Consider the following 26,179-nt stretch of genomic DNA (forward strand, 5'->3'; position numbering starts at 1 on the left):
GGGGGGGCCGCTGCCCCCCCGCCCCCCCCGCCCCCCACCCCCGCGGGGGGGGGGGACCCACTGGGGGCCTTCTCCCCCCCCCCCTCCGGCTTTCCGTGTCCGGGCGGCGAGCGGCCCGGCCGCTCAGCAGCAGAGCGGGATGTCCGCGGCGACCGCGGCCCGCACCTCGGTCGCTGGGTTCGCCACGAGCGGGTGCGCCACGGCGGGGAGCACCGGAACCGCCACGAGGGCCGTAATCACCAGAAGAACAGTCGACAGACCCTTGAGCACGGTACTTTCCCTCACTTGCACATAAAGAAGAAATTGCCACGAACCAGATTTGGCTGGAGCGATATTGACAGTCAACGACAACGGCTGTCAAGAGATTTGGTCATGCATCGATTGGTCCGTATCCATGCGGTCTTGTCTGGTTTGTGTGGCTACCCCGCCCGCACGTGCTGCCCCGTTCCCGCACGTCAGCGTGGTGCCGACCTCTGCGGCCCGCCGTCGCCGGAAGATATTGACAAGGAGTCATAAAGTGGGACAGTATTGTCAATAATTGAGTCATAAAGGGATGGAAGGGGTGTCGGTGAGCGGCGGAGAGGCCATCTGGGTCGGCCAGGCCCTGATCGACGGACTGGCCCGGAGGGGCTACCGCCGCGCCGTGCCGCAGGCCCTGACCCCGCCCCGCCGGGAGGGCGGCCTGTTCACCGGCCCGGCCGGGCCCGACTGGCCGAAGCACCTGCTCGCTGCGGCGGCCCGGCCGGGAGCGGGTGCGGCCACCCTCGCCTGGTGCTTCGACACCGGTCGGCTCGACGCACTGCCGGCCGCCGCCCCGCCGTCCGCCCAACGTGTCGTGGGCGCGGTGCACGTCGGCCGGCAGTCGTGCGCGAGCCTCCTCGACGACGTGCTGACCGCTCTGAAGGACTGCGGCGTGGACCGCTCCGCCCTGGTGGCGGGCGTGACGGCGGCACCGGCCACCGCGACCGACAGCGCGGTGCTGCTCGCCGGCCTGGCCGCCGCCGGTGTCCCCGAGCGGACCCGGATCGACCGCCTGCCCCCGGGAGCCGCCCGCCGGCTGTGGCCCGAACGGGGGCCGTGCTTCACCCTGGAGTCCCCGGTCGGGCCGAAGTGCTCCGAGTACTGCGCGCCCGGCTGCTTCTGCGGCCGCTACGTGCTGCTCGGTTACGGGCAGTTCCTCGGCCGCTCGCTCCTGCCGGACGGCCGGACCGGCGCCCCGCCCCACCGCGCGGCCTTCGAGGTGGTGCTGCCGGAGTACGCCGTCGGCTGCGTGCGGGGCGGCGTCCGCACCCCGCTGGAACTCCCGGCCTTCCGCCCGCTGCTGGACGGCATCGGCCGCACCTTCCCGGAGCTGTCCGAGGGTCCGCGCGGCGCGGAGGCCGCCAGGACCATCGCCGACCACCTCTGCGCCGCCGCCCTCCTCCTCGGCAGTGGCATCGCCCCCGGTCCGCGCGGCACCTCCTACGTCGTTCGCAGACTCCTGCGCCGCGCGGCGAACGAGGCCTTCCTCGCGGGGGCCCGTCCCGACGGCCTGGTCGCCGCCACGGTGCTCGCCGATGCGGCGGTCCGCACCCCCCTCGGCCTCGACCCGCTGCCGACCCGGTCGCTCGCCCTCGTCCGCCGCGAGACCACGGCCTTCCAGGCCGTCCTGGAAGCCGGCCGGCGCTGGTTCCTCCGCCTCGCCGCCGGCACGCGCCCCGACGACCTGCCCCACCTCCTGTGGCGCGCGCGCCGCGAACGGGGTGTCCCGATCGCCGTCCTGCTCGGCTGGTGCGAGGAGTTGCTCCTCCCCGTCTCCGTGGCCCGGCTCGCCGCACTCGCCCCACCCCTCGCCGAACGCCGGAGCCCGGAGGAGGATTCGCATCGGCGGGCGGTGAAGTCGGCGCGTTCCAGGGCCTCTTGACCCGTGCCCCCCGGTCCGCCCCGGCGGTGGCCGCCGTGGCTGCCCGGCCGGCGCCGGCCCCGGCCGCGCGCCCCCGTCCGGGTTCCCGGGGGTGGACCCGGGGGCGGCGCAGTGGCGTAAGTCACGCCGTATTGGGGTGGTTTCGGGCGTTCTGCCCGGTGGTCGCCCACCTGTCGGCGGGGTGGTCCGCCGACCGGAGGTCGGTGATCGTGTCGGGCCTAAATATGATCGGAAGCCACGATCGTCGGATGGTCCTGGCGGTCGTATGTGCAACCTGGGAACGGTAGGGGCCGTCTCTCTGTGTGCGGTGCGCCAGATCGTCCGGGGCGTCGCTTCCGTCGGTGAAAGGTACGCGCATGTCAGGTCAGCGGGACAAGGGCCCGGCTCGGGGCGGGGACACGCCCGGCGCGGTCCCGACCGGGGGCGCCGAGAGCGGCGGCACCGTGCCGTCCCCGCGGGCCGGCGGACGCGCGGACGCCCGCCGGGCAGCCCAGGCCAAGGGCGGGCGCGGTGGCGGCGGGGCGGATTCCGGGACCGGCGGACGGGCGGCGGCGCGCAAGAACGCCAAGCCGAAGAAGAACGTGAAGAAGATCGTCGCCTGGTCGGCGGCCGGTGTGCTGGTGCTGATAGCCGGCGCGGGCGGTGCGATCTACTTCAAGCTGAACGCCAACATCAAGTCCTTCGACGCCGACGCGATAGCCACCGACCGCCCGCCCGAGGCGAAGGCCGACGCGGACGGCAACAAGCCGGTCAACGTGCTGCTGATCGGCTCGGACAGCCGCGGGAAGAACAACGCGGACCTCGGCGGCGGCGAGGACGGCGGCGCGCGCTCGGACACCACGATCCTGCTGCACGTCTACGCCGACCACAAGCACGCCGTGGGCATCTCGATCCCGCGCAACACGATGGTCCAGATGCCGTCCTGCAAGATGCCCAACGGCAAGTGGACCAAGGGCGGCAACACCGACCTGTTCAACGCGGCGTTCTCGGCCGGCGGCAGCGACGACGGCAACCCGGCCTGCACCCAGAACACCGTCGAGAAGATGACCGGGATCCGGGTCGACCACACCATGGTGGTCGACTTCAACGGCTTCTCCTCGATGACCAAGGCCGTCAACGGCGTGGACATCTGCCTGCCGCAGGCGATCTACGAGGGCGACATCAACCCCAACCTGCACAAGAAGGGCGCGCTCGTCCTGCCGCAGGGCAAGCAGACCGTGGACGGCCAGAAGGCGCTCGACTACGTCCGGCTGCGCCACGGCATCGGCGACGGCTCGGACATCGGCCGGATGAAGCGCCAGCAGGCCTTCATGAGCTCGCTCGTCGGCAAGATCAAGAAGGAGGGGATGAACCCCACCACCCTCCTGCCGCTCGCCGACGCCGCCACCAAGTCGCTGACCGTCGACCCCGGCCTGGACTCCGCCGACAAGCTGCTCTCCTTCGGCCTGTCGCTCAAGAACATCGACATGCACGACCTCAAGTTCGTGACGGCGCCCTGGCGTTACCGCACCCAGGACTCCAACATCGACCTGATCCAGCCGGACGCCAACAAGCTCTGGGAGACCCTCAAGGCCGACCAGACCATCGACGGCCAGAACGCCACCGGCCAGCAGCCGGACGCCCCCGGCAGCGGTACCGGTCCGGCCGCGCCGCCCCCCGCGCCCACCACCCCCGCCGCCCCGGCCGCCGACGCCGCCAACGCCTCGATCAAGGTCGCGGTCTACAACGGGACCGTCGTCAACGGCCTGGCCGGCAAGGGGACCGAGCAGCTGAAGGCCGCCAAGTTCGCCGCCACCACCGGGGGCCAGGCGGCGAGCACCAAGTACAAGACCACCACGGTCGAGTACGGCACCGGGCAGAAGGCGAACGCCGAGAAGGTCGCCGCGCTGTTCCCGGGCGCCGAGCTCGCGCCCGGCGGCGCGCGGGGCATCGCGGTCATCGTCGGCCAGGACTTCGCCGCCACCACCGGCCTGGCCACCGGCACGCCCGGTACCACCCCCGGCGGCCAGACGGCCCCGCAGCCGCTGCCCACCACGGTCACCAACGACGCCCGCTCGGGAGACGACGACATCTGCGCCAACACCACGTACGGCAGCGGCGGCTGACCGCACCCGTCCGGGGCAGCCGGGACGACCCCCGGGCCGGCGTCCTCCGGGCGCGTGGGCCCGGGGGTCGTGCCATGGTGGGCCCGGGGCCGTGCGGCCCCGGGAGGGGGCCGGCACGGCAGCGAGAGGCGGACCCCATGCCCGAGATCGCCCTGCAGTTCGACATCGCCGCGCCCCGGGCGGTCGTCCTCGCCGCGCTCACCACGCACGACGGGCTGACCGCCTGGTGGACCACCGCCGTGGACCGGGAGGGCGACGTCCTGCTGTTCGACTTCCCCGGGGTCCCCGAGCCGTTCCGGCTCCGGGTGGAGCGGGCCGACCGGGACCGGGTGGTGTGGACCAACGCCGGGGCCTTCCCGCCGCACTGGGCGGGCACCTGGATCAGCTGGGACCTCGCCGACCAGCCCGCGGACCGGCCCGGCGAGCCGCCGGCCGAGGGGCCCGCCGGCCCGCCCGCCGAGCCCGAGCGCACCCGGCTGCTGTTCCGGCACGGCGGCTGGCAGCCGGGCAGTGAGCAGGGCGTCCCGGCCGTGGCCGGCACCTGGGCCGAGCTGCTGGTCCGGTTCAAGGACTACGCGCAGAGCGGCAAGGCGCAGCCGTACTTCGTCACCGCCCGGCGCCACGACGCCCCGTGAACCCGTCCTGAAGCCGGAACTCGGGCCGTCGTCGGCGCCCGGCAGCGGCCCCGCGTGCCGGTCGGGCAGCGGTCGGGCGCCGGTCGCCCGCCAGGGCGCCGTCCGGTGGCGGGATCGTGGCGGCGGGCCGATGGTGGCGGTGTACCGCCGTCGTCCCGGCCGGGCCGCGCCGCCCCGGCTGCCGTCGTCCCGGCCGCCCCGCCACGCCCCGGCCGCCACCGCCGGCCACCACCGCCTCCGGGAGGCCCCGCAATGCCCGAAGTCACCGATCCGTACCTGCCCGGCACCCCGTGCTGGGTCGACCTGATGACGAGCGACCAGCAGGCCTCGCTCGACTTCTACCGCGACCTGTTCGGCTGGCAGGGCGAGGTCGGGCCGGCCGAGTTCGGCGGCTACACCGTGTGCATGCTCAACGAGCGGCCGGTCGCCGGGATCATGGCGCGGTCCGGGCCCGAGGGCCAGCCGCCGCCACCCGTCGCCTGGACCACCTACCTGGCCTCGGACGACGCCGACGACAGCGGCCGGGCGATCTCCGCGGCCGGCGGCACGATCCTGTACGAGCCGATGGACGTCGGCACGATCGGCCGGATGCTGGTCGCCGCCGACCCGACCGGAGCGGTGTTCGGCGTCTGGCAGGCGATGGACTTCATCGGCGCGGGTGTGGTCAACGAGCCCGGCGCGCTGGTCTGGAACGAGCTCAACACCGCCGACACCGGCACGGCCGGCCGCTTCTACCAGCCGGCGCTCGGGATCCGCCCGGCCACCATCCAGGGCATGGACGGCTACTTCTCGCTCAACGTCGGCGACCGCACGGTCGGCGGCATGCAGGCGATCCCCGGCTACCTGGCGCCCGGCACGCCCTCGCACTGGATGACGTACTTCTCGGTGGACGACACCGACTCCACGGTGGACGCCCTGGTCAAGGCGGGCGGCTCGGTGATCCAGCCGCCGTTCGACCTCCAGTCCGGCCGGATGGCCGTGGTCCGCGACCCGCAGGGCGCGCTCTTCGCCGTCATCCAGGCCCCCGAGGCCCAGCTGCCCGACTCCCCGTAGCCGCCCGACTCTCCCCGCGGCCCGGCCGGGCAACCGGAAGCCGCCCTTCCCGCGACGCGCCGCCGGGAAATGGGCGGCTTCCCCCCGTTCCCGGGTAAGACTGCACCCATGCTGGGGCTACCGGACGACATCCGTGCTTTCCTCTTCGACCTCGACGGGGTGCTCACCCAGACCGCGAAGGTGCACGCCGCGGCCTGGAAGGACACCTTCGACGCCTTCCTGCGCGCCGAAGCCGCCCGCACCGGCGGGCCGTTCGTCCCCTTCGACGCCGTCACCGAGTACGACACCTACGTGGACGGCCGCCCGCGCCTCGACGGCACCCGGGCGTTCCTGCGCAGCCGGGGCATCGACCTGCCCGAGGGCACCCCCGAGGATCCGCCCAACTACCGTACGGTGCAAGGCATCAGCCGGGCCAAGAACGACACCGTCCTGCGGCTGATCCGCGAGCAGGGCGTCCGGCCGTATGAGGGCTCCGTCGCCTATGTGCACCGGCTGCGCGCGGCCGGGCTGCCGCGCGCGGTGGTGTCCTCCAGTGCCAACTGCCGTGACGTGCTGCGGGCGGCGGGCATCGAGGAGCTGTTCGACGTGGTCGTGGACGGCAACGTCGCCAAGGCCGAGGGCCTGCCGGGCAAGCCGGCGCCCGACACCTACCTGTACGCCGCCCGCGCGCTCGGCGTCGAGCCCGCCCGCGCCGCTGTCTTCGAGGACGCGCTCGCCGGGGTCGCCTCCGGCCGGGCCGGCGGCTTCGGCGCGGTGGTCGGGGTGAACCGCACCGGGCAGGCGGCCGAACTGCGGCGCGACGGCGCCACCGTGGTCGTCGACGACCTTTCCGAGCTCCTGGGGGAGCAGGCATGAGCGGGCGCAGCGAGCGAACCACGGAGAGGTGCGCATGAGTCCCTCGGACAACTTCACGGTCGACCCCTGGCAGATCACCGAGCAGGGCCTGGACCTGGGTGGACTGGCCCGCGCCGAGTCCGTCTTCGCGCTCTCCAACGGGCACATCGGCCTGCGCGCCAACCTGGACGAGGGCGAGCCGCACGGCCTGCCGGGCACCTACCTGAACGGTGTCTTCGAGCTGCGCCCGCTGCCGTACGGCGAGGGCGGCTACGGCTACCCGGAGTCCAGCCAGAGCGTCATCAACGTGACCAACGGCAAGATCATCCGGCTGCTGGTGGACGACGAGCCCTTCGACCTGCGCTACGGCGAACTCATCAGCCACAAGCGCTGGTTGGACGTCCGGGAGGGGATGCTGCACCGCGAGGCGGAGTGGACCTCCCCGGCCGGGCGGACGATCCGGGTGCGCTCCTCCCGGCTGGTCTCGCTCACCCAGCGCGCCATCGCCGCCGTCGAGTACAGCGTCGAGGCGGTGGACGGGCCGGTGCGGATCGTGCTCCAGTCCGAGCTGGTCGCCAACGAGCAGCTGCCCGGCGGGCCGGAGGGCGACCCGCGCGCCGCGGCCGTCCTGGAGGCGCCGCTGCTGTCGGAGGTGCACCACGCGGGCGCCACCAAGGCCGTCCTGGTGCACCGCACCCGCTACAGCGGCATCCGGGTCGCGGCCGGCATGGACCACATCATCGAGGGTCCGGAGAAGTCCGACACCGTCGCCGAGGCCGAGGCCGACCACTGCCGGATCAGCGTCACCACCGTGCTCAAGGCCGGGCAGCGGCTGCGGCTGACCAAGTTCATCGCCTACGGCTGGTCCGGCACCCGCTCGCTGCCCGCCGTCCGGGACCAGGTGGAGGCCGCGCTGACCGCCGCCCGGTACACCGGCTGGGACGGCCTGGTCGCCGAACAGGCCGATTTCCTACGGGAGTTCTGGGAGACCAGCGACATCGAGATCGAGGGCGACGTCGAACTCCAGCAGGCCGTCCGGTTCGCCGTCTTCCACGTCCTCCAGGCCGGTGCCCGCAGTGAGGAACGGGCCATCCCGGCCAAGGGGTTGACCGGCCCCGGCTATGACGGGCACAGCTTCTGGGACACCGAGACCTTCGTCCTGCCGGTGCTCACCTACTGCCTGCCCGCGGCCGTCAACCAGGCGCTGCGCTGGCGGCACACCACGCTTCCGCTGGCCCGCGAGCGGGCGGCCCAACTGGGCCTGGCCGGCGCGGTGTTCCCGTGGCGGACGATCCGCGGCGAGGAGTGCTCCGGGTACTGGCCGGCCGGCACCGCGGCCTTCCACATCGGCGCCGACATCGCCGCCGCCGTCGCCCGTTACGTCCGGGCCACCGGGGACGCGGAGTTCGAGCGCGAGTACGGGCTCGAACTCCTGGTGGAGACCGCCCGGATGTGGCGCTCGCTCGGGCACCACGACGTCGCCGGGAGGTTCCGGATCGAGGGCGTCACCGGCCCGGACGAGTACAGCGCCGTCGCCGACAACAACGTCTTCACCAACCTGATGGCGCAGAGCAACCTGCGCGCCGCCGCCGAGGCCGCCGTCCGCCACCCGAGCGAGGCCGCCGCCCTCGGCGTGGACACCGAGGAGACCGCCGCCTGGCGGGACGCGGCCACCGCGATGTACATCCCGTACGACGAGGACCTCGGCGTGCACCCGCAGGCCGACGGCTTCACCCACCACCAGGTCTGGGACTTCGAGGACACCCCGCCGGAGAAGTACCCGCTGCTGCTGCACTACCCGTACTTCGACCTGTACCGGAAGCAGGTGGTCAAGCAGGCCGACCTGGTGCTCGCCATGCAGGTGCGCGGCGACGCCTTCACCGACGAGCAGAAGGCCCGCAACTTCGCCTACTACGAGCGGCTGACCGTCCGCGACTCCTCGCTCTCCGCCTGCACCCAGGCCGTCATCGCCGCCGAGGTCGGCCAGCTCGACCTGGCGTACGACTACACCGCCGAAGCGGCCCTGATGGACCTGCACGACCTCGGCGGCAACACCCGCGACGGCCTGCACATGGCCTCGCTCGCCGGGGCCTGCATCGCCCTGGTGGCCGGCTTCGGCGGGCTGCGCGACCACGGCGAGACGCTGTCCTTCCGGCCCCGGCTGCCGCCCGGGCTGATGCGGCTGAGCTTCTCGCTGATGGTGCGCGGGCACCTGCTCGGCGTCCGGATCGGCCACGACGGGACGACGTACACGCTGCGCCGGGGCGAGGTCCTCCACCTGCGGCACGACGGGGAGCCGGTGCAGGTCAAGGCGGGCTCCCCGGTCACGCTGCCGACCACGGCGCCGCCCGCGCAGGAGCGCTCCGCGCAGCCGCCCGGCCGGGAGCCGGCCCGGCGCCAGGCCCAGGCGGGGCTGGTCGCGGGCAAGCTCGGCCAGCAGGACCACCTGGCGGCGGAGTAGCGCCCGCGGCCGTCCGCCCGCCTCGGCCCGTCCGCCCGCCGTCACCACCGCCCGCCCGCCGTCACCCGTCCGGCCCACCCCGGCTGCGCCGGCCGCCGCCCCGGCGGAGGGTGCAGGTGCCTGTGACGAACGGCGCCCCAGCGAAGGAGTCGCACCCGTGGCGAGCGTGGCCGAACAGATGGTGGAGGTGCTCCGGCAAGCCGGGGTGGAGCGGGTCTACGGCGTCGTCGGCGACAGCCTGAACCCCGTGGTGGACGCGATCCGCCGGACCGAGGGCATCGGCTGGGTGCACGTGCGCAACGAGGAGGCCGGTGCCTTCGCGGCCGCCGCCGAGGCCGAGCTCACCGGCCGCCTCGCCGTCTGCGCGGGCTCCTGCGGCCCCGGCAACACCCATCTCGTCCAGGGCCTCTACGACGCCCAGCGCAGCGGCGTGCCGGTGCTCGCGCTGGCCTCGCACATCCCCTCCGGGCAGATCGGCACCGGCTTCTTCCAGGAGACCCACCCCGAGCGGGTGTTCACCGACTGCAGCAGCTGGTGCGAGATGCTGTCCGCGCCCGGCCAGCTGCCCCGGCTGCTGCGGATCGCCATCCAGCACGCGCTCGGCTCGCACGGCGTCTCGGTGCTCGCCTTCCCCGGTGACGTGGCCGCGCTGCCCGCCGCCGGGCCCACCGGCACCAGCCACTTCCTCACCGAGCAGGCGGTCGCCGCGCCGCCGTGGTCCCAGGTGCGGGAGCTGGCCCGGCTGCTGAACGCGGCCCGCAAGGTCGTCCTGTTCTGCGGTGCGGGGGTCCGCGGGGCGCACGCCGAGGTGATGGAGGCGGCGCGCACCCTGAACGCGCCGGTCGGGCACTCGCTGCGCGGCAAGGAGTGGATCCAGTACGACAATCCGTACGACGTCGGGATGAGCGGCCTGCTCGGCTACGGCGCCTGCCACGAGGCGCTGCACTCCGCCGACCTGGTGCTGCTGCTCGGCACCGACTTCCCGTACGACTCCTTCCTGCCGCAGGCGCACACCGTCCAGGTCGACCACGACGCGACCCGGCTGGGCCGCCGCACCGCCCTCGAGCTGGCCGTGCACGGCGACGTCGCGGCCACCCTGCGGGCCGTCCTGCCGCTGCTGGACGAGGGCCGCGACCGGGCCTTCCTCGACGGCATGCTGCGCAAGCACTGCCGCGCGCTGGAGGACGTGGTCGGCGCCTACACCCGCGACATCGAGAAGCACCTGCCGATCCACCCCGAGTACGTCGCCTCCGTCCTGGACGAGGTCGCCGCGCAGGACGCGGTGTTCACCGTCGACACCGGCATGAACAACGTCTGGGCCGCCCGCTACCTCCAGCCCAACGGCCACCGCCGGGTGATCGGCTCGTTCCTGCACGGCTCGATGGCCAACGCCCTCCCGCACGCCATCGGCGCCCAGCTGGCCAACCCCGGGCGCCAGGTGGTCGCGATGGCCGGTGACGGCGGCCTCGGCATGCTCCTCGGCGAGCTGCTCACGGTGGCCAAGCACCGGCTGCCGGTGAAGACGGTGGTCTTCAACAACGGCGCGCTCGGCATGATCAAGCTGGAGATGCTGGTCTCCGGCTACCCGGAGTCGGAGATCGACAACGGGGACGTGGACTACGCGGGGATCGCCCGGGCGATGGGGATCCCGGCGAAGCGGGTGACCGAGCCGGCCCGGGTGCGGGAGGTGCTGGCGGAGGCGTTGGAGCGGCCGGGCCCGGCCCTGGTGGACGTGGTCACCGACCCGAACGCGCTGTCCATCCCGCCGCACATCACCGCCGCCCAGTTGAAGGGCTTCGCGCTGGCGGCCGGGCGGACGGTGCTGTCGGGCGGGGTGGGGCGGATGGTCGACCTGGCCCGGAGCAATCTGCGCAACATCCCCCGGCCGTGAGCCGGGGCGCGGGCGCTCCCTGAGCGGCCGCCCGGGGCCCGGTTTGCCTCGGGGGCAAATTTCTTGCCCGTGCGGCACGGCGGGTGTCCACTGGACACATGACCAGCAGCTCCACCGGCGCCCCCGCCGCAGGCGACCAGCTCGACGACCAGGAGGTCGTCGGCCTCGCCGCCCGTCTCCGCGAGCACCGGCACAGCAGCCGCCTCACCCTGGAGGTGGCCGCCGCGCGGGTCGGCCTGTCCCCAGCCTATCTGTCCCGACTGGAGACCGGCAGGAGGCAGCCCTCGCTGCCCGTCCTGCTCGGGCTGGCCCGGGCGTACGGCACCTCGGTGTCCGGCCTGCTCGGCGAGAACGCGGCCGAGCCGGACCCGGTGGTCCGCGGCGGCGCCATCGAGCCCGGCCGGGCCGGCGGCTGGGGCTACCGCCGGGCCGGCGCCCCGGGCCGCGCGATGCAGGCCCTGCGGGTGCACGTCCCGCCGGGCGTGCAGGACTCGGTGGTCCGGGTCCACCCGGGCGAGGAGTGGCTGTACATCCTCCAGGGCGAGCTCAGGCTCACCCTCGGGGACAGCGTGCACCGGCTCGGCGTGGGCGACTCCGCCCACTACGACTCGCTCACCCCGCACTGCATCGCCGCCGACTCGGACGACGGTGTCGAACTGCTCTTCGTCCACACCCTGCTGCAGAGCCCCGGCGGCGAACTCTGCCTGGGCGGCGGCCCCGCCGCGACCCACTGATCTGCCGTCAGCACACCCTGGAGGAGATCCCCATGGCCGATCCCACCACCACCGTCAGCCCGGCCGCCGTCACCCCGGGCGCCGCCGGCGACACCGCCGCCGGTCCGAAGACCATGGACGCCGGCAAGTGGGCCAACAAGCGGGTCTACCTCCGGCTGGTGATCTACACCGCGGGCATCCACGTCTTCGCCGGGTTCATCATGCTCCTGTTCGAGCTGGGCAGCCGCAACAAGTAGTCCGCCCCCGGCCGCCCGCCCCTCTCCGTCCGCCCGCCTCCGCCCCCGAGGGAGGCGGGCGGAACGCTTTCCCCGGCGGGCCCGGCCGCCCGCCTGAGCCCCGCCCGCCTGACCCGCCGCCCACCTGAGTGCCGCCCACCTGAGTGCCGCCCGCTGACCCGCCGCCCGCTCACGCGTCCCGCAGCAGCTCGCAGAGCGCCTGGACGGCCGCCGGGAAGGCGTGGTCGGTCGGCGTGCCGTAGCCGATGACGAGCCCGGGCGGGGCGTCGTCGGGGCCCGGGGCGGCGCGGTGCCAGGCGAGGCCGCCGAGGGCGAGGCCGGCGGCCTGGGCCCGGGCGAGCAGCTCGGGCTCGGGTGTGGAGCCGGGCGGCAGCCGCAGGACGGCGTGCAGGCCGGCCGCGATGCCGGTGACCCGGACGTGCGGGGCGTGCTCGGCGAGTGCGGCGACCAGCAGGTCCCGGCGGCGCCGGTAGTGCAGGCGGCAGCGCCGTACGTGGCGGTCGTACGTCCCGGAGGTGATCAGCTCCGCCAGTGTCAGCTGGTCGAGCACCGGGGACATGGTGTCGGCCAGCACCTTCAGCCGGGCGACCGGTTCGACGAGGGCGTCCGGCAGGGCCAGCCAGGCGAGCCGCAGACCCGGGGCGAGGCTCTTGGCGGCCGTCCCGGCGTAGACCACGCGCTCCGGGTCGAGCGCCTGCATCGCGCCGAGCGGCTGCCGGTCGTAGCGGAACTCGCCGTCGTAGTCGTCCTCGACGACGTACCGGTCCTGCTCGCGGGCCCACCGCACGGCCTGCGCGCGGCGCTCGGCGGACAGCGGCGCGCCGGTGGGGTACTGGTGGGCCGGGGTGAGCAGGACGGCGCCGGAGCGGCCGTCCAGCCGTTCGACCCGGGCGCCCTCCTCGTCGAGCGGCAGCGGGACGGAGGAGAGCCCGGAGGCCCGGACGACGGCGTGCTGCGGCGGCAGCCCGTACTCCTCGACGGCCAGGGCGCGGGCGCCGCGCTCCCGCAGCGCGGCGCACAGCAGGCCGAGGCCCTGGGTGACGCCGGTGCAGACCAGCAGGTGGTCGGGGTCGGTGCGGACGCCGCGGACCCGGGCCAGGTAGTGGGTGAGCGCCTGCCGCAGTTCGATCCGGCCGAGCGGGCTGCCGTAGTCGAGGGCCTCGTGCGGCGCGGTGGCCAGGGCCCGGCGGGCGGCGGCCAGCCAGGCGGTGCGGGGGAAGAGCGAGAGGTCGGGCCGGCCGGACGTCAGGTCGTGCCGGGCGGTCCGGCGCGGCGGCACCGGCCGGGCGGCGGCGGCCCGCCGGCCCCGGGCGGGCGGTTCCGGCAGCGCACGGCGGGCGACGGTGGTGCCGGAGCCCTGCCGGGAGTCGAGCCAGCCCTCCGCGGTGAGCTGGCCGTACGCCTCGACCACGGTGTTGCGGGCGATCCCGAGGTCCTCGCCGAGGGCCCGGGACGAGGGCAGCCGGGTGCCGGGCGCGAGCCGCCCGGCCTGGACGGCCTCGCGCAGCGCGTCCTCCAGGGCGGCCCGCAGCCCGGCGCCGGCGGCGCGCCGCCCGGTGAGGTCCAGGTGCAGGTCGCCGCCGAAGGCGGTCCAGGAACTGGTCACGGGGCCCATTCTCGCGCGGCCCGCGGCCGGTCGGCGGCCACCGGGCGGGGCCGGCGGTCCGCTCGGCGGCGGGGCCGCCCGGCGCGTCCGCCACGCTTCCTCCACCGGCTGTTCGCCGTGCCGTCCGGGGCCGTCCCCGGGCCCGCGCGCTACGGTGCCGCCCATGGCGAACTTTGTACTGGTGGCGGGTGCGTGGCTCGGTTCCTGGGCCTGGGACGAGGTGGCGGCGGAGCTGCGCGCGGCCGGGCACGGGGCGTACCCGCTGACGCTCTCCGGGCTCGCGGAGAAGCGGGGCGCGGCGCCCGCCGGGCAGCAGGCGCACGTGGCGGACGTCCTGGCCGAGGTGGCGGAGCACGACCTTCGGGAGGTCGTGCTGGTCGGGCACAGCTACTCGGGCATCCCGGTGGGGCAGGCCGCCGAGCGGATCGGCGACCGGCTGGAGCGCCTGGTCCTGGTGGACGCCAACGTGCCGGTGGCGGGGGAGTCCTTCGCCGACCAGATACCGGAGCCGGCCGCGCTGCGGGCGGACCTCGCCGCGCACGGCGGCTGGTGGCCGCCGCTGCCGGTCGCCGAGTTCGCCGGGCAGGGCCTGACGACCGGGCAGATCGCCCGGATCACCGGGCGCGCCACCCCGCACCCGGGCGCTTCGCTGACCGAACCGGCGGTGCTGGAAGGCCCGTTGGGGGAGCTTCCGGCGCTGTACGTGAAGTGCCTGCTGGACTGGCCGGAGCCGCCGCCGGTGGTCGCCGGGCTGGTCGCGGACGGCCGCTGGCGGCTGGCCGAACTCGACACCGGGCACTGGCCGATGTTCTCCCGGCCGGCCGAACTGGCCCGGATCCTGGGCGGGTCCTGAGGCCGGCCGGGCCGTGCCGCGCCGGGTGCCCGGCGCGGCAGGCAGGGCTCAGAGCGACAGGTAGACCGCGCTGCCGACGCCGGCCAGGAAGCAGTAGACCGCGAACGGCGTCAGGCTGCGGGTCTCGAAGTACTTGGTGAGGAAGCGCACCGAGACGTACCCGGCCACGAACGCGGCGACGCTGCCCGCGGCCACCGGGCCGAGCACGGCGGAGTTCTCCGGCTTGAACAGCTCGGGGACCTTCAGCACCGAGGCGGCCAGGATGACCGGGGTGGCGAGCAGGAAGGAGAACCGGGCGGCGTCCTCGTGGTGCAGCCCGCGCAGGATGCCGGCGCTCATGGTGACGCCGGAGCGGCTGATGCCCGGGAACAGGGCGAGGATCTGCGCGGCGCCGATCCAGGCGCCCTGCCCGTAGCCGAGCCTGGTCAGCCGCTGGTCGGAGGCGATCGCCGGGTCGGTGCCCGGCTCGTCGGCGGGGGCGGCGTTCCCGGCCCGGCGGCGGCCGGTGCCGCCGCGCTTGAGCCGTTCGGCGCCGAGCAGCACCAGCCCGTTGAGGGCGAGGAAGACGGCGGCCGGGACGGGCTTGCCGAGCGCGTTGCGCAGCGCCTTCTCCAGGGCCAGGCCGGCCACCCCGACCGGGATGGTGGAGAGGATGAGCAGCCAGGCGAGCCGTTCGTTGCGGCTCTCGACCCGGCGGTGGCGGATCGAGGTGAACAGGCCGCCGACGATGCGGACCCAGTCCTGCCAGAAGTACACGACCAGCGCGAGCGCGGTGGCCAGGTGCAGGGCGACCAGCGCGGCGAGGTAGGAGGAGCCCTCGGCGGTCATGTCGAGGTCGTGCTGGATCTTCCCGCCGAGCAGGGCGGGCAGCAGGATGCTGTGGCCGAGGCTGGAGACCGGGAAGAGTTCCGTCACACCTTGCAGCAGGCCGACGCCTATCGCTTCCGGGTAGGTCAGGGTGGACATCGCGCACCTTCGCTCGGGGGTAGGCGGCCGGCCTGATCCGGTGGCCCTCGCGAAGCTACTACGGGCATGTAGACGATCGGGAGTCCCGCCGTCAGAAGTTCACCGACCGTACGTCCGGCCGACATCGGGCCGGGCCGCCGTCGGGCCGAGACGCCGCGGGGCCGGGCCGCTGTGGGACCGCAGGGCCGCGGCTCAGCCGGTGGCCACCCGCTGCCAGCCCGACCCGTCCGGGGCCGCCGGTACGCCCGAGAAGTCGTAGCGCAGCCGGTCCGGTCCGAGCGCGAGCAGCGAGATCGAGGAGGAGCCCCAGATCCGCCCGTCGCCGAAGTCCCGCCGCTGGACGAGCGCCGCGTCCGCGTCCGGGGCCAGTCCGTCGCCGGTGACGATCGGCAGCCAGGCGCCCCAGGCCTCGGCGACCGGCCCGTCGCCGGTCGGCCGGGGCCGGGGCGCGGCGGTGAGGCGGGCCCGGAAGCGGTCGGCGCGCGCGGCCATCAGCGCGCTGATCCGCTCGGAGGCGGAGCGGTTGGCGGCCAGGCCCTCCAGCCCGTCGTTGAGCACCACGCTGAGGCCGGTGGGCAGTTCGCGCTGCTCCAGCCGCCCGTCGCCCCAACTGGCGACCGAGGCGCCGTCCGGCCGGGCCAGGACGAGGTGGAAGGGGTCGTACGGGGTGAGGTCGAGCCCGCCGATCCCGCCCTCCGTGACGGCGGTGAGCGGCAGCCGGCCCCGGGTGCGCCGGGAGTCGGCGGGGGCGAGCGGCCCGAAGCCGTTCAGCAGGCAGGCGGCGGTCCGCCGGGCGGGGTCGACGGCCAGCCAGGTGCCGCCCGCCGCGAGGTCGAGGCCGCCGAGCAGCCCGGGCCGGTCCGGCCAGTGGCGGTCCGGCGGCAGCCAGGCGCGCCCCAGGTACTCGTCCCGGACGGAGAGCAGCAGGACCGGCGGCTCCGCGCCCGGCTCGATGCTGACGAACGCCGTACACACGACCGCGGCCCCCTGACCTCGTCCTGCCGCCGATCTTCGCACGGCCGTTCGCTCTCCGGAAGTGGCCCAAGGAACCCGCTGCCGAATGCACCAGGGACGCGGGCCACCGGGCTCCTAGGCTGGCGCTCATGACGACGAACGAGACCGTGACCACCTCCGCCGGAACGGCCGGCGCCCCCGTGCCCGCGCCGGCCCGGCGCCTCGTGCTGCCGAAGCTCGCCCCTGCCTTCTACCAGGCGATGGTCGCCGTGGACGAGGCCTCCAGGACCGGTCTCGACCCGGTGATCGTCGAGCTGGTCAAGCTGCACGCCTCGATGATCAACGGCTGCGCCTTCTGCATCGACAAGCACTCCACCGACGCCGTCGCGCAGGGCGAGCAGGACCACCGCCTGCTGTCCCTCCCGGCCTGGCGCGAGACCCCCTGGTTCACCGCCCGCGAGCGCGCCGCCCTGGCCCTCACCGAGTCGGTCACCCTGCTGACCCAGGGGCACGTGCCGGACGCCGTCTGGGCGGAGGCCGCCGAGCAGTTCGACGAGACCGAACTGGCCCAGCTGGTCGCTCTGACCGCCACCATCAACGCCTGGAACCGGATCGGCGTGAGCACCCGCATGAGCCCGGCCGCGAAGTGAGGACGGCGGACATGACGACCCCCGGGGACCGGACCGACCGCGACGGCCCGGCGGCCCGGCAGGAGAAGGCCCGGCTGCTGCGGGAGCTGCACCGCCCGGGCGAGCCGCTGGTGCTGGCGAACGTGTGGGACGCGGCGAGCGCCCGGCTGGTGGCCGCCGCCGGGGCACGGGCGGTGGCGACGGCCAGTGCGAGCGTCTGCTGGTCGCTCGGCAGCGCGGACGGCGGCGGCGCCGATCGCGAGGAGGTGCTGGCCCGGACCGCCCAGGTGGTCCGGTCGGTCGGCCTGCCGGTCACCGCCGACCTGGAGAGCGGCTACGCGGCCACCGCCGCCGGTGTCGGCGAGACCGTCGCCGCGCTGCTCGACACCGGCGCGGTCGGGGTGAACCTGGAGGACGGCGGACGCCCGGTGGCGGAGGCCGCCGAGCGGATCGCGGCGGCCCGGGCGGCGGCCGACGCGGCCGGCGTCCCGCTCTTCCTCAACGGGCGCACCGACGTGTTCCTGCTGGGGACCGGCGCCCCGGAGGACCGGCTGGACGAGGCCGTCCACCGGCTGCGGGCGTACGTCAAGGCGGGCGCGGACGGCGTGTTCGTCCCCGGCGTCGCCGACCCGGGGACCATCGCCGCGCTGGTCGCGGCCGTCCCCGTGCCGCTGAACGTGCTGGCCGGCCCCGGCTCCCCGTCGGTCGCCGAGCTGGCGAAGCTCGGCGTGGCCCGGGTCAGCCTCGGCCCCGGCCTGGCGAAGGCGGCGTACGCGGCGGTCCGCCGGGCCGCCGAGGAGGTGTACGCCGACGGCACCTACACCGCCCTCGACGGCGGGCTGACCTACCCGGAGCTCAACGGGCTCTTCTCGGGCTGAGCCCGGAGCCCGGGGTCAGGAGCCCGCAGCCTGGACTGAGCCCGGGGCCCGGACGGGCGCCCGGGCGCGGGACCGCGGGTGGCCGGCCGTACGGGGGTCGGCCGGCCACCCGCGCGGTCAGCCGAGCGCGTGGCTGACGGCGTCCCCGTTGCCGCATTCCTCGACGTGGTCGCCGAGCGAGCCGCCGAGCACCGGGACCGTCGCCACCTTCGGCAGGCAGCCGGCGGCGGCGGTGAGGTTCCAGGGCCGGGACGGGCTGGACCCGTCCCCGCCGTCCGCGGCCGTCCCGGCGAACGCGGGCGCGGCGGGGACGGCCAGGGACAGCGCGGCGAGCACCAGGGCGAGCGGCTTGGCCCCCACCCCGGTCAGCCGATCTGCCCGCTGAGCCCCGGGTGGCTCATCTGGTTGGTGCCGACGGCCTCCACCTCGTTCGCGGTGTGCCCGACGAGGGGGAGCTTGCCCGCGGTCTGGAGGGCCAGGTCGGCGGGGGAGAGGTTGAGACCGTCGGTCAGGCCGCCGGTGGCGTCCGGCGAGGAGGCGGTCTGGGTGGCGGCGGAGGCGGCCGGCACGGCGATGGCGAGGCCCGCCATGGTGAGGGCGGCCAGGGTGGCGAGTTTCTTCATGCCCTGCCGAACGACCCGGCCGCCCTCAGGTCACCGTGTGGGGCCGACCGTCACCCACAGGGTTCGCACGCTGTTGCTCACGAAGGACGGGATCGGCTCGTTCGTCCGGCCCTCCGCCAGGGCCAGGCCGGGGAACCGGGTGAACAGGTGCCGCAGCGCCGTCTCGGCCTCCAGCCGGGCCAGCCCGGAGCCGAGGCAGAAGTGCGGGCCGTGGCCGAGCGACAGGTGCCGGGCGGGCTGCCGGGTCAGGTCGAAGCGGTCGGCGTCGGGGTACTGCCCGGAGTCCCGGCCGGCCGCCGCGTAGGAGGCCAGCAGTGCCTCGCCGCGCCGGATCACCACGTCGCCGACCTCGATGTCCTCGACGGCGTAGCGCAGCGGGAACTGCCCGACCGGCGCGTCGTGGCGCAGCGTCTCCTCGACCACCGCCGACCAGGGCTGCTCGCCGTCCAGGACGAGCCGCAGCTGGTCCGGGTGGGCGAGCAGGGCGCGGACGGCGTTGGTGATCAGGTTGAGCGTGGTCTCGTGCCCGGCGACCAGCATCAGCACCAGGGTGCCGACCAGTTCGGCCTCGCTGAGCCGCTGCCGGTCGGGGCGCTGGTCGTCCTCGTGGGCGGCGATCAGGTCGGTGGTGAGGTCGTCGCCGGGCTCGGCCCGCTTGGCCGCGACCACCGAGGCCAGCAGCGCGTTCAGGTCCCGCTGCGCGGCGATCGCCGCCGCCGGGGTGGCCGAGCTGGAGACGATGGTGTCGGACAGCTCGTGCAGCGCGTCCTGCTGCTCCAGGCCGAGGCCGAGCAGTTCGCCGATCACCTGCATCGGCAGCGGGTAGGCGAAGTGCCGCCGCAGGTCGAACTCGCCCTCCAGCTCGGCGACGCCGTCGAGCAGCCGGACGGTCCGCTCCTCGATCGCGGGGGCCAGCGCGGCTATCCGGCGCGGGGTGAACGCCTGGGAGACCAGCCCGCGCAGCCGCCGGTGGTCCTCGCCGTCGGCGGTGACCATGCCGGGGACGAGGATGAAGTTGGCCAGCGGCCAGCCCTCCGGCAGCCGCCCCTCCCGGAAGGTCGTCCACAGCTGGGCGTTCTTGCCGACGCGCGGGTCGGCGAGCAGCGCCTGGAGGGTGTCGTGGTGGGTTATCGCCCAGACCACCACCCCGCCAGGGAGCTCCACCAGGACCGCGGGGCCGGCCGCGCGGAGCCGGGCGTTCTCTCCGTGCTGGTCGGCTCCGAAGGGGTCGAGTCTGACGGGTTCGGGGCGGGCTCTCCGGGAATCGACGGCGGTGTCCATGCGGGCCTTTCGGGGGCGGGCGGGCGGGGCGGGGTGAAGGCGCTGTAGAGCACCGGCAGGCCGGTCAGGGCCCGTGACCAGGGGGACGGCCGCCAGGCCAGTTCGCCGGCCGGGACGGCGAGTTGGAGGTCAGGCAGGCGGTGCAGCAGGGTCTCGACGGCGGTCTCGACGATGATCCTGGCCGGGTGCTGGGCCGGGCAGACGTGCCGGCCCGCGCCCCAGGCGAGGTGCGCCCGGTTGCCGCCGAGCGAGCCCTGCGCGGCGGCGGACACGCCCTGGGCGGCGGGGTCGGCGTTGGCCGCGGCCAGGCCGAGGACGAGCATGTCGCCGGCGCTGATGTACTGGCCGCCGAGCACGGTGTCGCCGGTGGCCCAGCGGCCGGGGAAGTTCTGCGTCGGCGGGTCGCGCCAGAGCACCTCCTCCAGCGCGTCGGACACGGTGAGCCGGCCGCCGGTGAGGGTGGCCCGGAAGCGCCGGTCGGTGAGCAGCAGCCGCAGCGTGTTGCCGGTCCAGTTGATCGAGGTCTCGTTGCCCGCGACCAGCAGCACCACCAGGTGGTGCACCGCCTCCTCGTCGGTCAGCCCGGCCGGGTGGGCGAGCAGCCAGGAGGTGAGGTCGGCGCTGGGGGCGGCGCGGCGGCGCCGGACGAGGTCGACCAGGATCCCCTGGAACTCGGCGCCGGCCCGCTGGGACTCCGCGCTGCTGTCCACGAAGTGGCTGATCAGCTTGACCAGCCGGGGGCCGGCCTCGGACGGCAGGCCGACCAGCTGGGTGAAGACCAGCAGCGGCAGCGCCCGGGCGTACTGGGCGATCAGGTCGGCGGTGCCGTCCGGCCCCCAGCTGTCGATCAGCCCGTTGGCGGCGGCCTCGGTGGTCCCGCGCAGCTGGTGGTGGTCGATCTGGGCGAGGGTGTCGGAGACGGCGGAGCGCAGCCGCTGGTGCTCGGCGCCGTCGAGGTTGAGCAGGGTCGGCCGCCAGGAGGTCATCGGCAGCAGCCGGGAGTCGGCGGACAGCCGGCCCTCGGCGGGCACCCGCCAGCGGCGCGAGTCCTTGGAGAACAGCGCCTCGTTGCGGGTGAGTTCGAGCATCTCGGCGTAGCCCAGGACGAGCCAGGCCTCGACCCCGGGCTCCAGCTCGATCGGCGCGACCGGGCCGTAGCGCTCGCGCAGCCGGGCGTACAGGCCGTGCGGGTCCTCGGCGACGGCCGGGCCGTACAGCGGGGTCAGCGGTACGCCGACGGGCAGGCCGCGGCCGGGGCCAGGGCCGGGGCCGGGTGTTCCGGGTGTTCCGGGCAGGCCGGGGCCGAGGGGCGGCGCGCCGTGGGCGACCGGGCAGCCGGGGCCGACCGGGGAGGCGGGGCCGGATTCGTGGGCGGTCATCCCTGGAGCTCCAGGATCGAGCTGCGGTGCAGGTGGTCGACGAAGTCGATCAGCAGGTCGTAGGACTGCCGCCGGTCGCGTGCGTCGCAGAACAGGATCGGGACGTCCGGCAGCAGGTCCAGTGCCGAGCGCAGCTCCTCCTCCGGGTAACTCGGGGTGTCCGGGAAGGTGTTGACCGCGACCGCGAACGGGATGCGCTGCTCCTCCAGCCGGCCGAGGACGTCGAAGCTCTCGTCCGGGTGGCGCAGGTCGACCATGGCGATGGCGCCGAGCGCGCCGCGCGAGAGGTCGTCCCAGAGCGGCCAGAACCGCTGCTGCCCGGGCGTGCCGAACAGGTACAGCGCGAGCCGCGGGTTGAGCGTGATCCGGCCGAAGTCCAGCGCGACCGTGGTGGTGGTCTTGCCGGCGCGGCCGGTGAGGTCGTCGACGCCGCTGCTGGCGGCGGTCATGGTCTCCTCGGTGCGCAGCGGGGTGATCTCGCTGAGCGAGCCGACCAGGGTGGTCTTGCCCACCCCGAACGGGCCGGTGACCAGGATCTTGACCGCGCCCTGCACCGAGGACGGCAGGTACTGCGGCCCGTCGGCGGACCCGGTGGCCTCGGGGGCGGCTTCAGCGGAGTTGGCGGAGGCCAACGAGCACCTCTTCCAGAAGGGTTGTGGGCAGGCGTTCGGCCTGCGGGACGGGCGGGAGCACCTGCACGGCGCCGAGGTCCCACAGGTCCCCGACCAGCACCTTGACGACGCCGAGCGGCAGCCCGAGGTGGGCCGCCACTTCGGCGATGGACAGCAGGCTGTGGCAGAGCCCGAGGATGCGCCGGTGCTCGCGGTTGAGCAGGACGTGGTCGGGCAGTTCCGGGGCGTCGGATAACGCGCTGACCAGGCTCTCGATGGCCAGGTCGGCGCGGGTCGGGCGGCTGCGCCCGCCGGTGATGACGTAGGGCCGGACCGGCCCGCTCACCGGTGGCCCCCCGCCGCGTGGTCGACCCGCGGCGGGCTGGTCAGGTGGGTGCCGATCCGTTCGACCAGGACCTGCATCTGGTAGGCGACCAGGCCGGCGTCGACCGCCTCGCTGGTCACCACGGCCAGGTGCGCCCCGGCGCCGGCGGCGACGATGAAGAGGTAGCCGCCGCCGTACTCGATGATGATCTGGCGGGTGGCGCTGCCCGGTCCGCCGAAGCCCGTCGCGACGCCGCGGGCCAGCGACTGGAGCCCGGAGCAGGCGGCGGCGAGCCGTTCGGCGTCCTCGCGGGCGATGCCCGTGCTGCGGCCGATCTCCAGGCCGTCGTTGGAGACGACGACGGCGTGCTGGACCTGCGGGACGGCGATGATGTCGGCGAGCAGCCAGCCGAGATCAGGGGTGGTGGTCATGGAACTCTCCGGAGCGCTGGGGAAGTCGGGGGGAAGCGGGCAGGGAAGGGTCGGGCTGGACGGCCTGGGCCCGGACGGCCGATCGGCCGCTGGCGGTCCCGGCCTGGAACATCGCCATGAACGCCTGCGCGTCCCTGGCCGAGCGGTACGGCGGGGCGGGCGGCGGTGGGGGAGCGGCGTGCTGGGCGGGGCGGTGGGCGCGGTCGCGCCGGTGGCTCCGGCGGGGCAGTGGCGGCGGGGTGTCGCCGGCGGCGGGGCCGTGGCCGAGGGGCGGGGTCTCCACCAGGGGGTGGCCGGGGGAGGCCGGCCGGGGGTCGGGGTAGAACGCCCGGTCGTCCGGCCCGAGGCCGGGGACGGTGGGCGGCAGCGGCTCGGTGAGCAGCGCGTTCGGCAGCAGGACGACCACGCGCACACCGCCGTACGGCGAGGGCGCCGAGCTGAGGGTGACCCGGAAGCCGTACTGCTCGGCGAGCCGGCCGACGGCGGCCAGGCCCAGTTGCGGCACCTCGCCGAGCCGGGAGACCTCCAGGGTGCTGCCGCCGGCGAGCGCGGCGGCGGCCTTGGCGACGGCCTGCTCGGGCATGCCGACGCCGCCGTCGTCGATCTCGATGACGGCGCCGTTGTGCACGGGCATGAGGGTGACGAACACCTGGGTGCTGGGCGGGGAGTAGCGGGTGGCGTTGTCGAGCAGTTCGGCGATCGCGTGGATCAGCGCCTCGGCCGCGGCGCCGACCACGGCGGTCTCGATCCGGCTACGGACCACCACGCGCTGGAACGGCAGGATGCGGGACTGGGCGCCGCGGACGACGTCCTCCAGCGAGACGGGTTCCGGCCAGTGCCGGCCGGCCCGCGCGCCGCACAGCACGGCCAGGGTCTGGGCCAGCCGGGCCTGCTGGGCGGCGGCGTGGTCGGCCTTGAGCAGGCCCTCCAGCAGCGCCGGGTCGTCGTGGGTGCGCTCCATCTCGTCGAGCAGCGCCTGCTGGTCGTGGGCCATGACCAGGATCCGGCGGGCGACGCTGAGGAAGGCCCGCTGGGTGGAGGCGGTGAGTTCCTGCTCCTGCTGGACGGCGGCCAGCTCGGCGCCGCGGAGGGAGAGTTCGGTGGTCAGCTGTTCCTGGAGCCGGGCGAGTTCGCGTTGCAGCCGGTCGGCGCGGCCGCGGTGGGTGACGGACACGGCGCGGTACCGCGCGGCGGCCACGAGGGCGAGGACGGCGAGCACGCCGGTTGCCGTTACGGACCACTGAGTCATCGTCACGCCGCGAATTCTAGGGTGATGATCCTACGAAGGTGTGAACGGATCTCGCCAAGTGACCGGATCTCGTCAATATCCAGTCAATCCGGCCTCAATCCGGACTCGTTCGACCCCGACCACCACGCCTGACGAGGCCTCGGGTCCACCGTGCGAGGCCGGCCGCGACGGGTCGGATCCGCGCCCGGTGGCCGAATCGCGTCCCGGTATGTGTGGGGCCTGTGCGCAGGGTGTTACGGAAGGGGCGACATCCGGTGCAGGAGCAGCAGCGCCACGTCGTCCGGCCGGGACCGCCGCTCGGTCACGTTCAGCGTCAGCAGGTCGGCCAGCCGCTCCAGCGAGGCCGCCGCGCCGAGCCGCCCGGGACCGGCCTGACGGGCCCACAGTTCGAGCCCGCCGAGCATCCGCTGCACCGACTCGTCGTAGTCCTCCTCGCGGTCCTCGACCAGCCCGTCGGTGTACACCAGCAGCGTCTCCCCGGCCGCCAGCCGGTCCACCACCAGCGGGTACGGCTGCTCCGGGTCCACGCCCAGCGGCGGCCCGCCCGGCAGCTCCAGCTCGACGGCCCGGGCGCCGGTGGTGATCCGCACCGGCGCCGGGTGCCCGGCCCGGGCCGCCGTCAGCTCGCCGCCGGCCGGGTCCAGGGTCAGGTAGAGACAGGTCGCGAACAGCTCGGTGTCCAGCTCGGACAGCAGCCGGCTGGTCCGGGCCAGGGTGGCGGCCGGGTCGTGCCCGTCCGTCGCGTACGCCCGCAGGCCGCTGCGGAGTTGGCCCATCACGGCGGTCGCCTCGGCGTTGTGGCCCTGGACGTCGCCGATCACCAGCCCGATCCGGCCGTCCGGCAGCCGCAGCAGGTCGTACCAGTCGCCGCCGATCTGCATGCCCTCGGTGCTCGGCAGGTAGCGGGCGGCGCTGGCGATCCCGGGCAGCCGGGGCAGGGTGCGCGGGAGCATCGCCCGCTGCAGCTCGGTGGCCCGGTGGTGGTGGGTGTCGTACAGCCGGGCCCGCTCCAGGGACTGCGCCAGGATGCCGGCGAACGCCGAGTACAGGGTGCGGTCCTCGCGGCTGAACGCCCGCTCGGCGGCGAAGGTGATCAGGCAGGAGCCGACCTGCTGCCCGGAAGCGACCAGCGGCAGCACCGCCCAGGCGGCCGGGGCGAGCGGGTCGCGCCGGGCCCGGGCCGCGGAGGGTTCGCTGAACAGCGGGGCGGACCGGGTCAGCGAGCGCTGCATCACGTCCGCCGACAGGTCCGCCAGACGGGTGAGCTCGGTGCGGCGCGGGCCCCCGTAGACGGTGTGCGAGACGGGCAGCAGTCGCCCCTCGTCCACCAGGTCGAGGACGATGCCGGCGGCGCCCAGCGCCGGGCGGGCGATGTCGGTGACGGCGGTGGTGACGTCCCGCACGGTCACCGCCCGCGACAGCGCCCGGGTCAGCGCCAGCAGCAGCGCCGTCCGGGCGGCGGCGGGGGAGCCCGACTCCTGGGCGGGCGGCCGCTCCCGGTGCCCGACGTCCGCGAGCAGCCCGGCGATCCGCACCGGCCGCCCGTGCACGTCCAGCATCACCTCGCCGGACTCCTCGACCCGCGCCACCCGGCCGCCCCGGCGCAGCACCCGGTAGCCGATCCGGTAGTGCCCGCCGGTGGCCAGCGCCTCGGCGAGCGCCGCCTGGACGTCCGGCAGGTCCTCGGGGTGGACCAGGCGGTCCAACTCGGGGGCGGAGCCGTCCGGTGAGACCGGCCGCCCGGTGACCCGGAACGCCGCGATGTCCCAGTAGCTCTCCCCGGTCACCAGGTCGCGCTCGAAGGCCCCGTGCCCGGCCGCCCGGACGGCGAGCGACAGCAGCGGATGGGCCGGCCCGGCGGGCCGGCCCGCGTCCGCCCCGTCGGTCCCCGCCGCCGGGCCCTCGGACGACCGGACGCCGTGCGGCGGGCGGGCGTCCCGCGGCAGCCGGGCGTCCGCGTGGTCGAGCAGGTGGGAGAGCCGGTGCCCGCAGGCCTCGGCGATGGTCTCCAGGACGTCCAGGTCGCGCCGGGGCACGGTGCCCCGGTGGGCCAGCGCGAGCGCGAGGACGCCGACCGGCCGCTCGTCCACGACCATCGGCAGGGTGATCACGGCGATCATCCCGGTGCCCATGCCGGCGTTCCGGTTCGGGTAGTCGACGCTGATGTGCTCCGGACCGAGCAGGTACGGGCGGCGCAGCCGCAGCGCGATCGCGGCGGGCAGCTCACTGTCCGGGTCGACCACGCCGTAGCGCTCGTGCGCCCACTCCGGCAGCCCGTGCGAGGCGGTCAGCCGGAGCATCCCGGTGGAGTCCAGCAGGTAGAGCGCCGAACCCTCGCCGGTGATCCACCCCGGGCCCTCGGCCAGCACGGTGCCGAGCAGTTCGGCCGCGCTGGTGCAGCCGAGCAGCAGGCGCACGCAGCGCATCGCGCTGCGCGTGGTCGGGGCGCCGAGCGGCGGCGGGGTCCGGTCCGGGGTCCGGGGCCGGTCCGCCGCCTGCGTCCGGTCCGCCGGCCGGTTCTCGTCCTCGGAGGGGGGCACTG

General features: G+C 75.1%; 25 protein-coding genes. 12 read left to right on the forward strand and 13 right to left on the reverse strand.

Features of this window, described 5'->3' with window-relative positions; translation table 11 throughout:
• Positions 1–123: 123 nt before the first annotated feature.
• Positions 124–270 carry a hypothetical protein gene (locus ACFQ6N_RS03495; RefSeq protein ID WP_380646571.1) on the reverse strand — a complete coding sequence of 49 codons (147 nt, stop codon included), beginning with the start codon at positions 268–270 and terminating at the stop codon, positions 124–126.
• 298 nt (positions 271–568) lie between these two features.
• On the opposite strand from ACFQ6N_RS03495, the gene ACFQ6N_RS03500 reads away from it, so the two are divergent.
• The 9 genes from ACFQ6N_RS03500 to ACFQ6N_RS03540 all read left to right on the forward strand — a co-directional run bounded on the left by ACFQ6N_RS03500 (position 569) and on the right by ACFQ6N_RS03540 (position 11,852).
• Positions 569–1,903, forward strand: coding sequence for an alanine--tRNA ligase-related protein (locus tag ACFQ6N_RS03500; RefSeq protein ID WP_380646572.1), 1,335 nt, complete (start codon positions 569–571; stop codon positions 1,901–1,903).
• A 356-nt stretch (positions 1,904–2,259) separates the two neighbouring features.
• On the forward strand, positions 2,260–4,008 hold the full coding sequence (locus ACFQ6N_RS03505; protein WP_380646573.1) for an LCP family protein: 1,749 nt from the start codon (positions 2,260–2,262) through the stop codon (positions 4,006–4,008).
• 137 nt (positions 4,009–4,145) lie between these two features.
• Positions 4,146–4,643 (forward strand): SRPBCC domain-containing protein, encoded by a 498-nt coding sequence (locus ACFQ6N_RS03510; protein ID WP_380646574.1) that lies wholly within the window; start codon positions 4,146–4,148, stop codon positions 4,641–4,643.
• 252 nt (positions 4,644–4,895) lie between these two features.
• On the forward strand, positions 4,896–5,696 hold the full coding sequence (locus ACFQ6N_RS03515; protein ID WP_380646575.1) for a VOC family protein: 801 nt from the start codon (positions 4,896–4,898) through the stop codon (positions 5,694–5,696).
• A 108-nt stretch (positions 5,697–5,804) separates the two neighbouring features.
• The gene (locus tag ACFQ6N_RS03520; RefSeq protein ID WP_380646576.1) at positions 5,805–6,551 is read left to right on the forward strand and encodes an HAD family hydrolase; all 747 of its coding nucleotides are present in this window, start codon (positions 5,805–5,807) and stop codon (positions 6,549–6,551) included.
• Between the two features lie 34 nt (positions 6,552–6,585).
• On the forward strand, positions 6,586–8,991 hold the full coding sequence (locus tag ACFQ6N_RS03525; RefSeq protein ID WP_380646578.1) for a glycoside hydrolase family 65 protein: 2,406 nt from the start codon (positions 6,586–6,588) through the stop codon (positions 8,989–8,991).
• Positions 8,992–9,148: 157 nt separating this feature from the next.
• Entirely contained in the window at positions 9,149–10,882 is a 1,734-nt protein-coding gene (locus tag ACFQ6N_RS03530; RefSeq protein ID WP_380646580.1) for a pyruvate dehydrogenase, read from the forward strand.
• Positions 10,883–10,980: 98 nt separating this feature from the next.
• Positions 10,981–11,616 (forward strand): helix-turn-helix domain-containing protein, encoded by a 636-nt coding sequence (locus tag ACFQ6N_RS03535; protein WP_380646581.1) that lies wholly within the window; start codon positions 10,981–10,983, stop codon positions 11,614–11,616.
• A gap of 32 nt (positions 11,617–11,648) precedes the next feature.
• Positions 11,649–11,852 (forward strand): DUF6126 family protein, encoded by a 204-nt coding sequence (locus ACFQ6N_RS03540; protein ID WP_380646583.1) that lies wholly within the window; start codon positions 11,649–11,651, stop codon positions 11,850–11,852.
• 169 nt (positions 11,853–12,021) lie between these two features.
• Here the strand turns inward: ACFQ6N_RS03540 and ACFQ6N_RS03545 are convergent, their stop codons facing one another.
• Positions 12,022–13,467 (reverse strand): PLP-dependent aminotransferase family protein, encoded by a 1,446-nt coding sequence (locus tag ACFQ6N_RS03545; RefSeq protein WP_380646585.1) that lies wholly within the window; start codon positions 13,465–13,467, stop codon positions 12,022–12,024.
• 154 nt (positions 13,468–13,621) lie between these two features.
• On the opposite strand from ACFQ6N_RS03545, the gene ACFQ6N_RS03550 reads away from it, so the two are divergent.
• Complete coding sequence (locus ACFQ6N_RS03550; protein WP_380646587.1) at positions 13,622–14,311, forward strand: alpha/beta fold hydrolase; 690 nt, start codon at positions 13,622–13,624, stop codon at positions 14,309–14,311.
• A gap of 48 nt (positions 14,312–14,359) precedes the next feature.
• Here the strand turns inward: ACFQ6N_RS03550 and ACFQ6N_RS03555 are convergent, their stop codons facing one another.
• Positions 14,360–15,277: an undecaprenyl-diphosphate phosphatase gene (locus ACFQ6N_RS03555; protein WP_380646588.1), complete on the reverse strand. Its 918-nt coding sequence runs from the start codon at positions 15,275–15,277 to the stop codon at positions 14,360–14,362.
• Positions 15,278–15,469: 192 nt separating this feature from the next.
• Entirely contained in the window at positions 15,470–16,252 is a 783-nt protein-coding gene (locus ACFQ6N_RS03560; RefSeq protein WP_380646589.1) for an NRDE family protein, read from the reverse strand.
• A gap of 128 nt (positions 16,253–16,380) precedes the next feature.
• On the opposite strand from ACFQ6N_RS03560, the gene ACFQ6N_RS03565 reads away from it, so the two are divergent.
• Positions 16,381–16,881, forward strand: coding sequence for a carboxymuconolactone decarboxylase family protein (locus tag ACFQ6N_RS03565; protein WP_380646591.1), 501 nt, complete (start codon positions 16,381–16,383; stop codon positions 16,879–16,881).
• A gap of 11 nt (positions 16,882–16,892) precedes the next feature.
• On the forward strand, positions 16,893–17,738 hold the full coding sequence (locus ACFQ6N_RS03570; protein ID WP_380646592.1) for an isocitrate lyase/phosphoenolpyruvate mutase family protein: 846 nt from the start codon (positions 16,893–16,895) through the stop codon (positions 17,736–17,738).
• Positions 17,739–17,855: 117 nt separating this feature from the next.
• Here ACFQ6N_RS03570 and ACFQ6N_RS03575 read toward each other — a convergent pair whose 3' ends face one another.
• The 9 genes from ACFQ6N_RS03575 to ACFQ6N_RS03615 all read right to left on the reverse strand — a co-directional run bounded on the left by ACFQ6N_RS03575 (position 17,856) and on the right by ACFQ6N_RS03615 (position 26,177).
• On the reverse strand, positions 17,856–18,098 hold the full coding sequence (locus ACFQ6N_RS03575; RefSeq protein WP_380646594.1) for a hypothetical protein: 243 nt from the start codon (positions 18,096–18,098) through the stop codon (positions 17,856–17,858).
• 5 nt (positions 18,099–18,103) lie between these two features.
• Positions 18,104–18,361 carry a hypothetical protein gene (locus ACFQ6N_RS03580; RefSeq protein WP_380646595.1) on the reverse strand — a complete coding sequence of 86 codons (258 nt, stop codon included), beginning with the start codon at positions 18,359–18,361 and terminating at the stop codon, positions 18,104–18,106.
• A 30-nt stretch (positions 18,362–18,391) separates the two neighbouring features.
• Complete coding sequence (locus tag ACFQ6N_RS03585; RefSeq protein ID WP_380646596.1) at positions 18,392–19,525, reverse strand: cytochrome P450; 1,134 nt, start codon at positions 19,523–19,525, stop codon at positions 18,392–18,394.
• Positions 19,489–21,021: a cytochrome P450 gene (locus ACFQ6N_RS03590; RefSeq protein ID WP_380646597.1), complete on the reverse strand. Its 1,533-nt coding sequence runs from the start codon at positions 21,019–21,021 to the stop codon at positions 19,489–19,491. Before ACFQ6N_RS03590 ends, ACFQ6N_RS03585 begins: the two co-directional genes overlap by 37 nt.
• Positions 21,018–21,653 carry an ATP/GTP-binding protein gene (locus ACFQ6N_RS03595; protein WP_380646598.1) on the reverse strand — a complete coding sequence of 212 codons (636 nt, stop codon included), beginning with the start codon at positions 21,651–21,653 and terminating at the stop codon, positions 21,018–21,020. The genes ACFQ6N_RS03590 and ACFQ6N_RS03595 overlap by 4 nt, the downstream gene beginning before the upstream one ends.
• A complete protein-coding gene (locus tag ACFQ6N_RS03600; RefSeq protein WP_380646599.1) occupies positions 21,631–21,978 on the reverse strand; it encodes a DUF742 domain-containing protein in 348 nt (115 codons plus the stop codon). The genes ACFQ6N_RS03595 and ACFQ6N_RS03600 overlap by 23 nt, the downstream gene beginning before the upstream one ends.
• Positions 21,975–22,388 carry a roadblock/LC7 domain-containing protein gene (locus ACFQ6N_RS03605; protein ID WP_360505840.1) on the reverse strand — a complete coding sequence of 138 codons (414 nt, stop codon included), beginning with the start codon at positions 22,386–22,388 and terminating at the stop codon, positions 21,975–21,977. Before ACFQ6N_RS03605 ends, ACFQ6N_RS03600 begins: the two co-directional genes overlap by 4 nt.
• Positions 22,372–23,637, reverse strand: a complete 1,266-nt coding sequence (locus tag ACFQ6N_RS03610) for a sensor histidine kinase (RefSeq protein WP_380646628.1) — start codon at positions 23,635–23,637, stop codon at positions 22,372–22,374. The genes ACFQ6N_RS03605 and ACFQ6N_RS03610 overlap by 17 nt, the downstream gene beginning before the upstream one ends.
• A 233-nt stretch (positions 23,638–23,870) precedes the next feature.
• Positions 23,871–26,177 carry a SpoIIE family protein phosphatase gene (locus tag ACFQ6N_RS03615; protein ID WP_380646600.1) on the reverse strand — a complete coding sequence of 769 codons (2,307 nt, stop codon included), beginning with the start codon at positions 26,175–26,177 and terminating at the stop codon, positions 23,871–23,873.
• Positions 26,178–26,179: the final 2 nt, after the last annotated feature.

The sequence above is a fragment of the Kitasatospora sp. NPDC056446 genome (assembly GCF_042796115.1).
In the GTDB taxonomy this organism is placed as follows: domain Bacteria; phylum Actinomycetota; class Actinomycetes; order Streptomycetales; family Streptomycetaceae; genus Kitasatospora.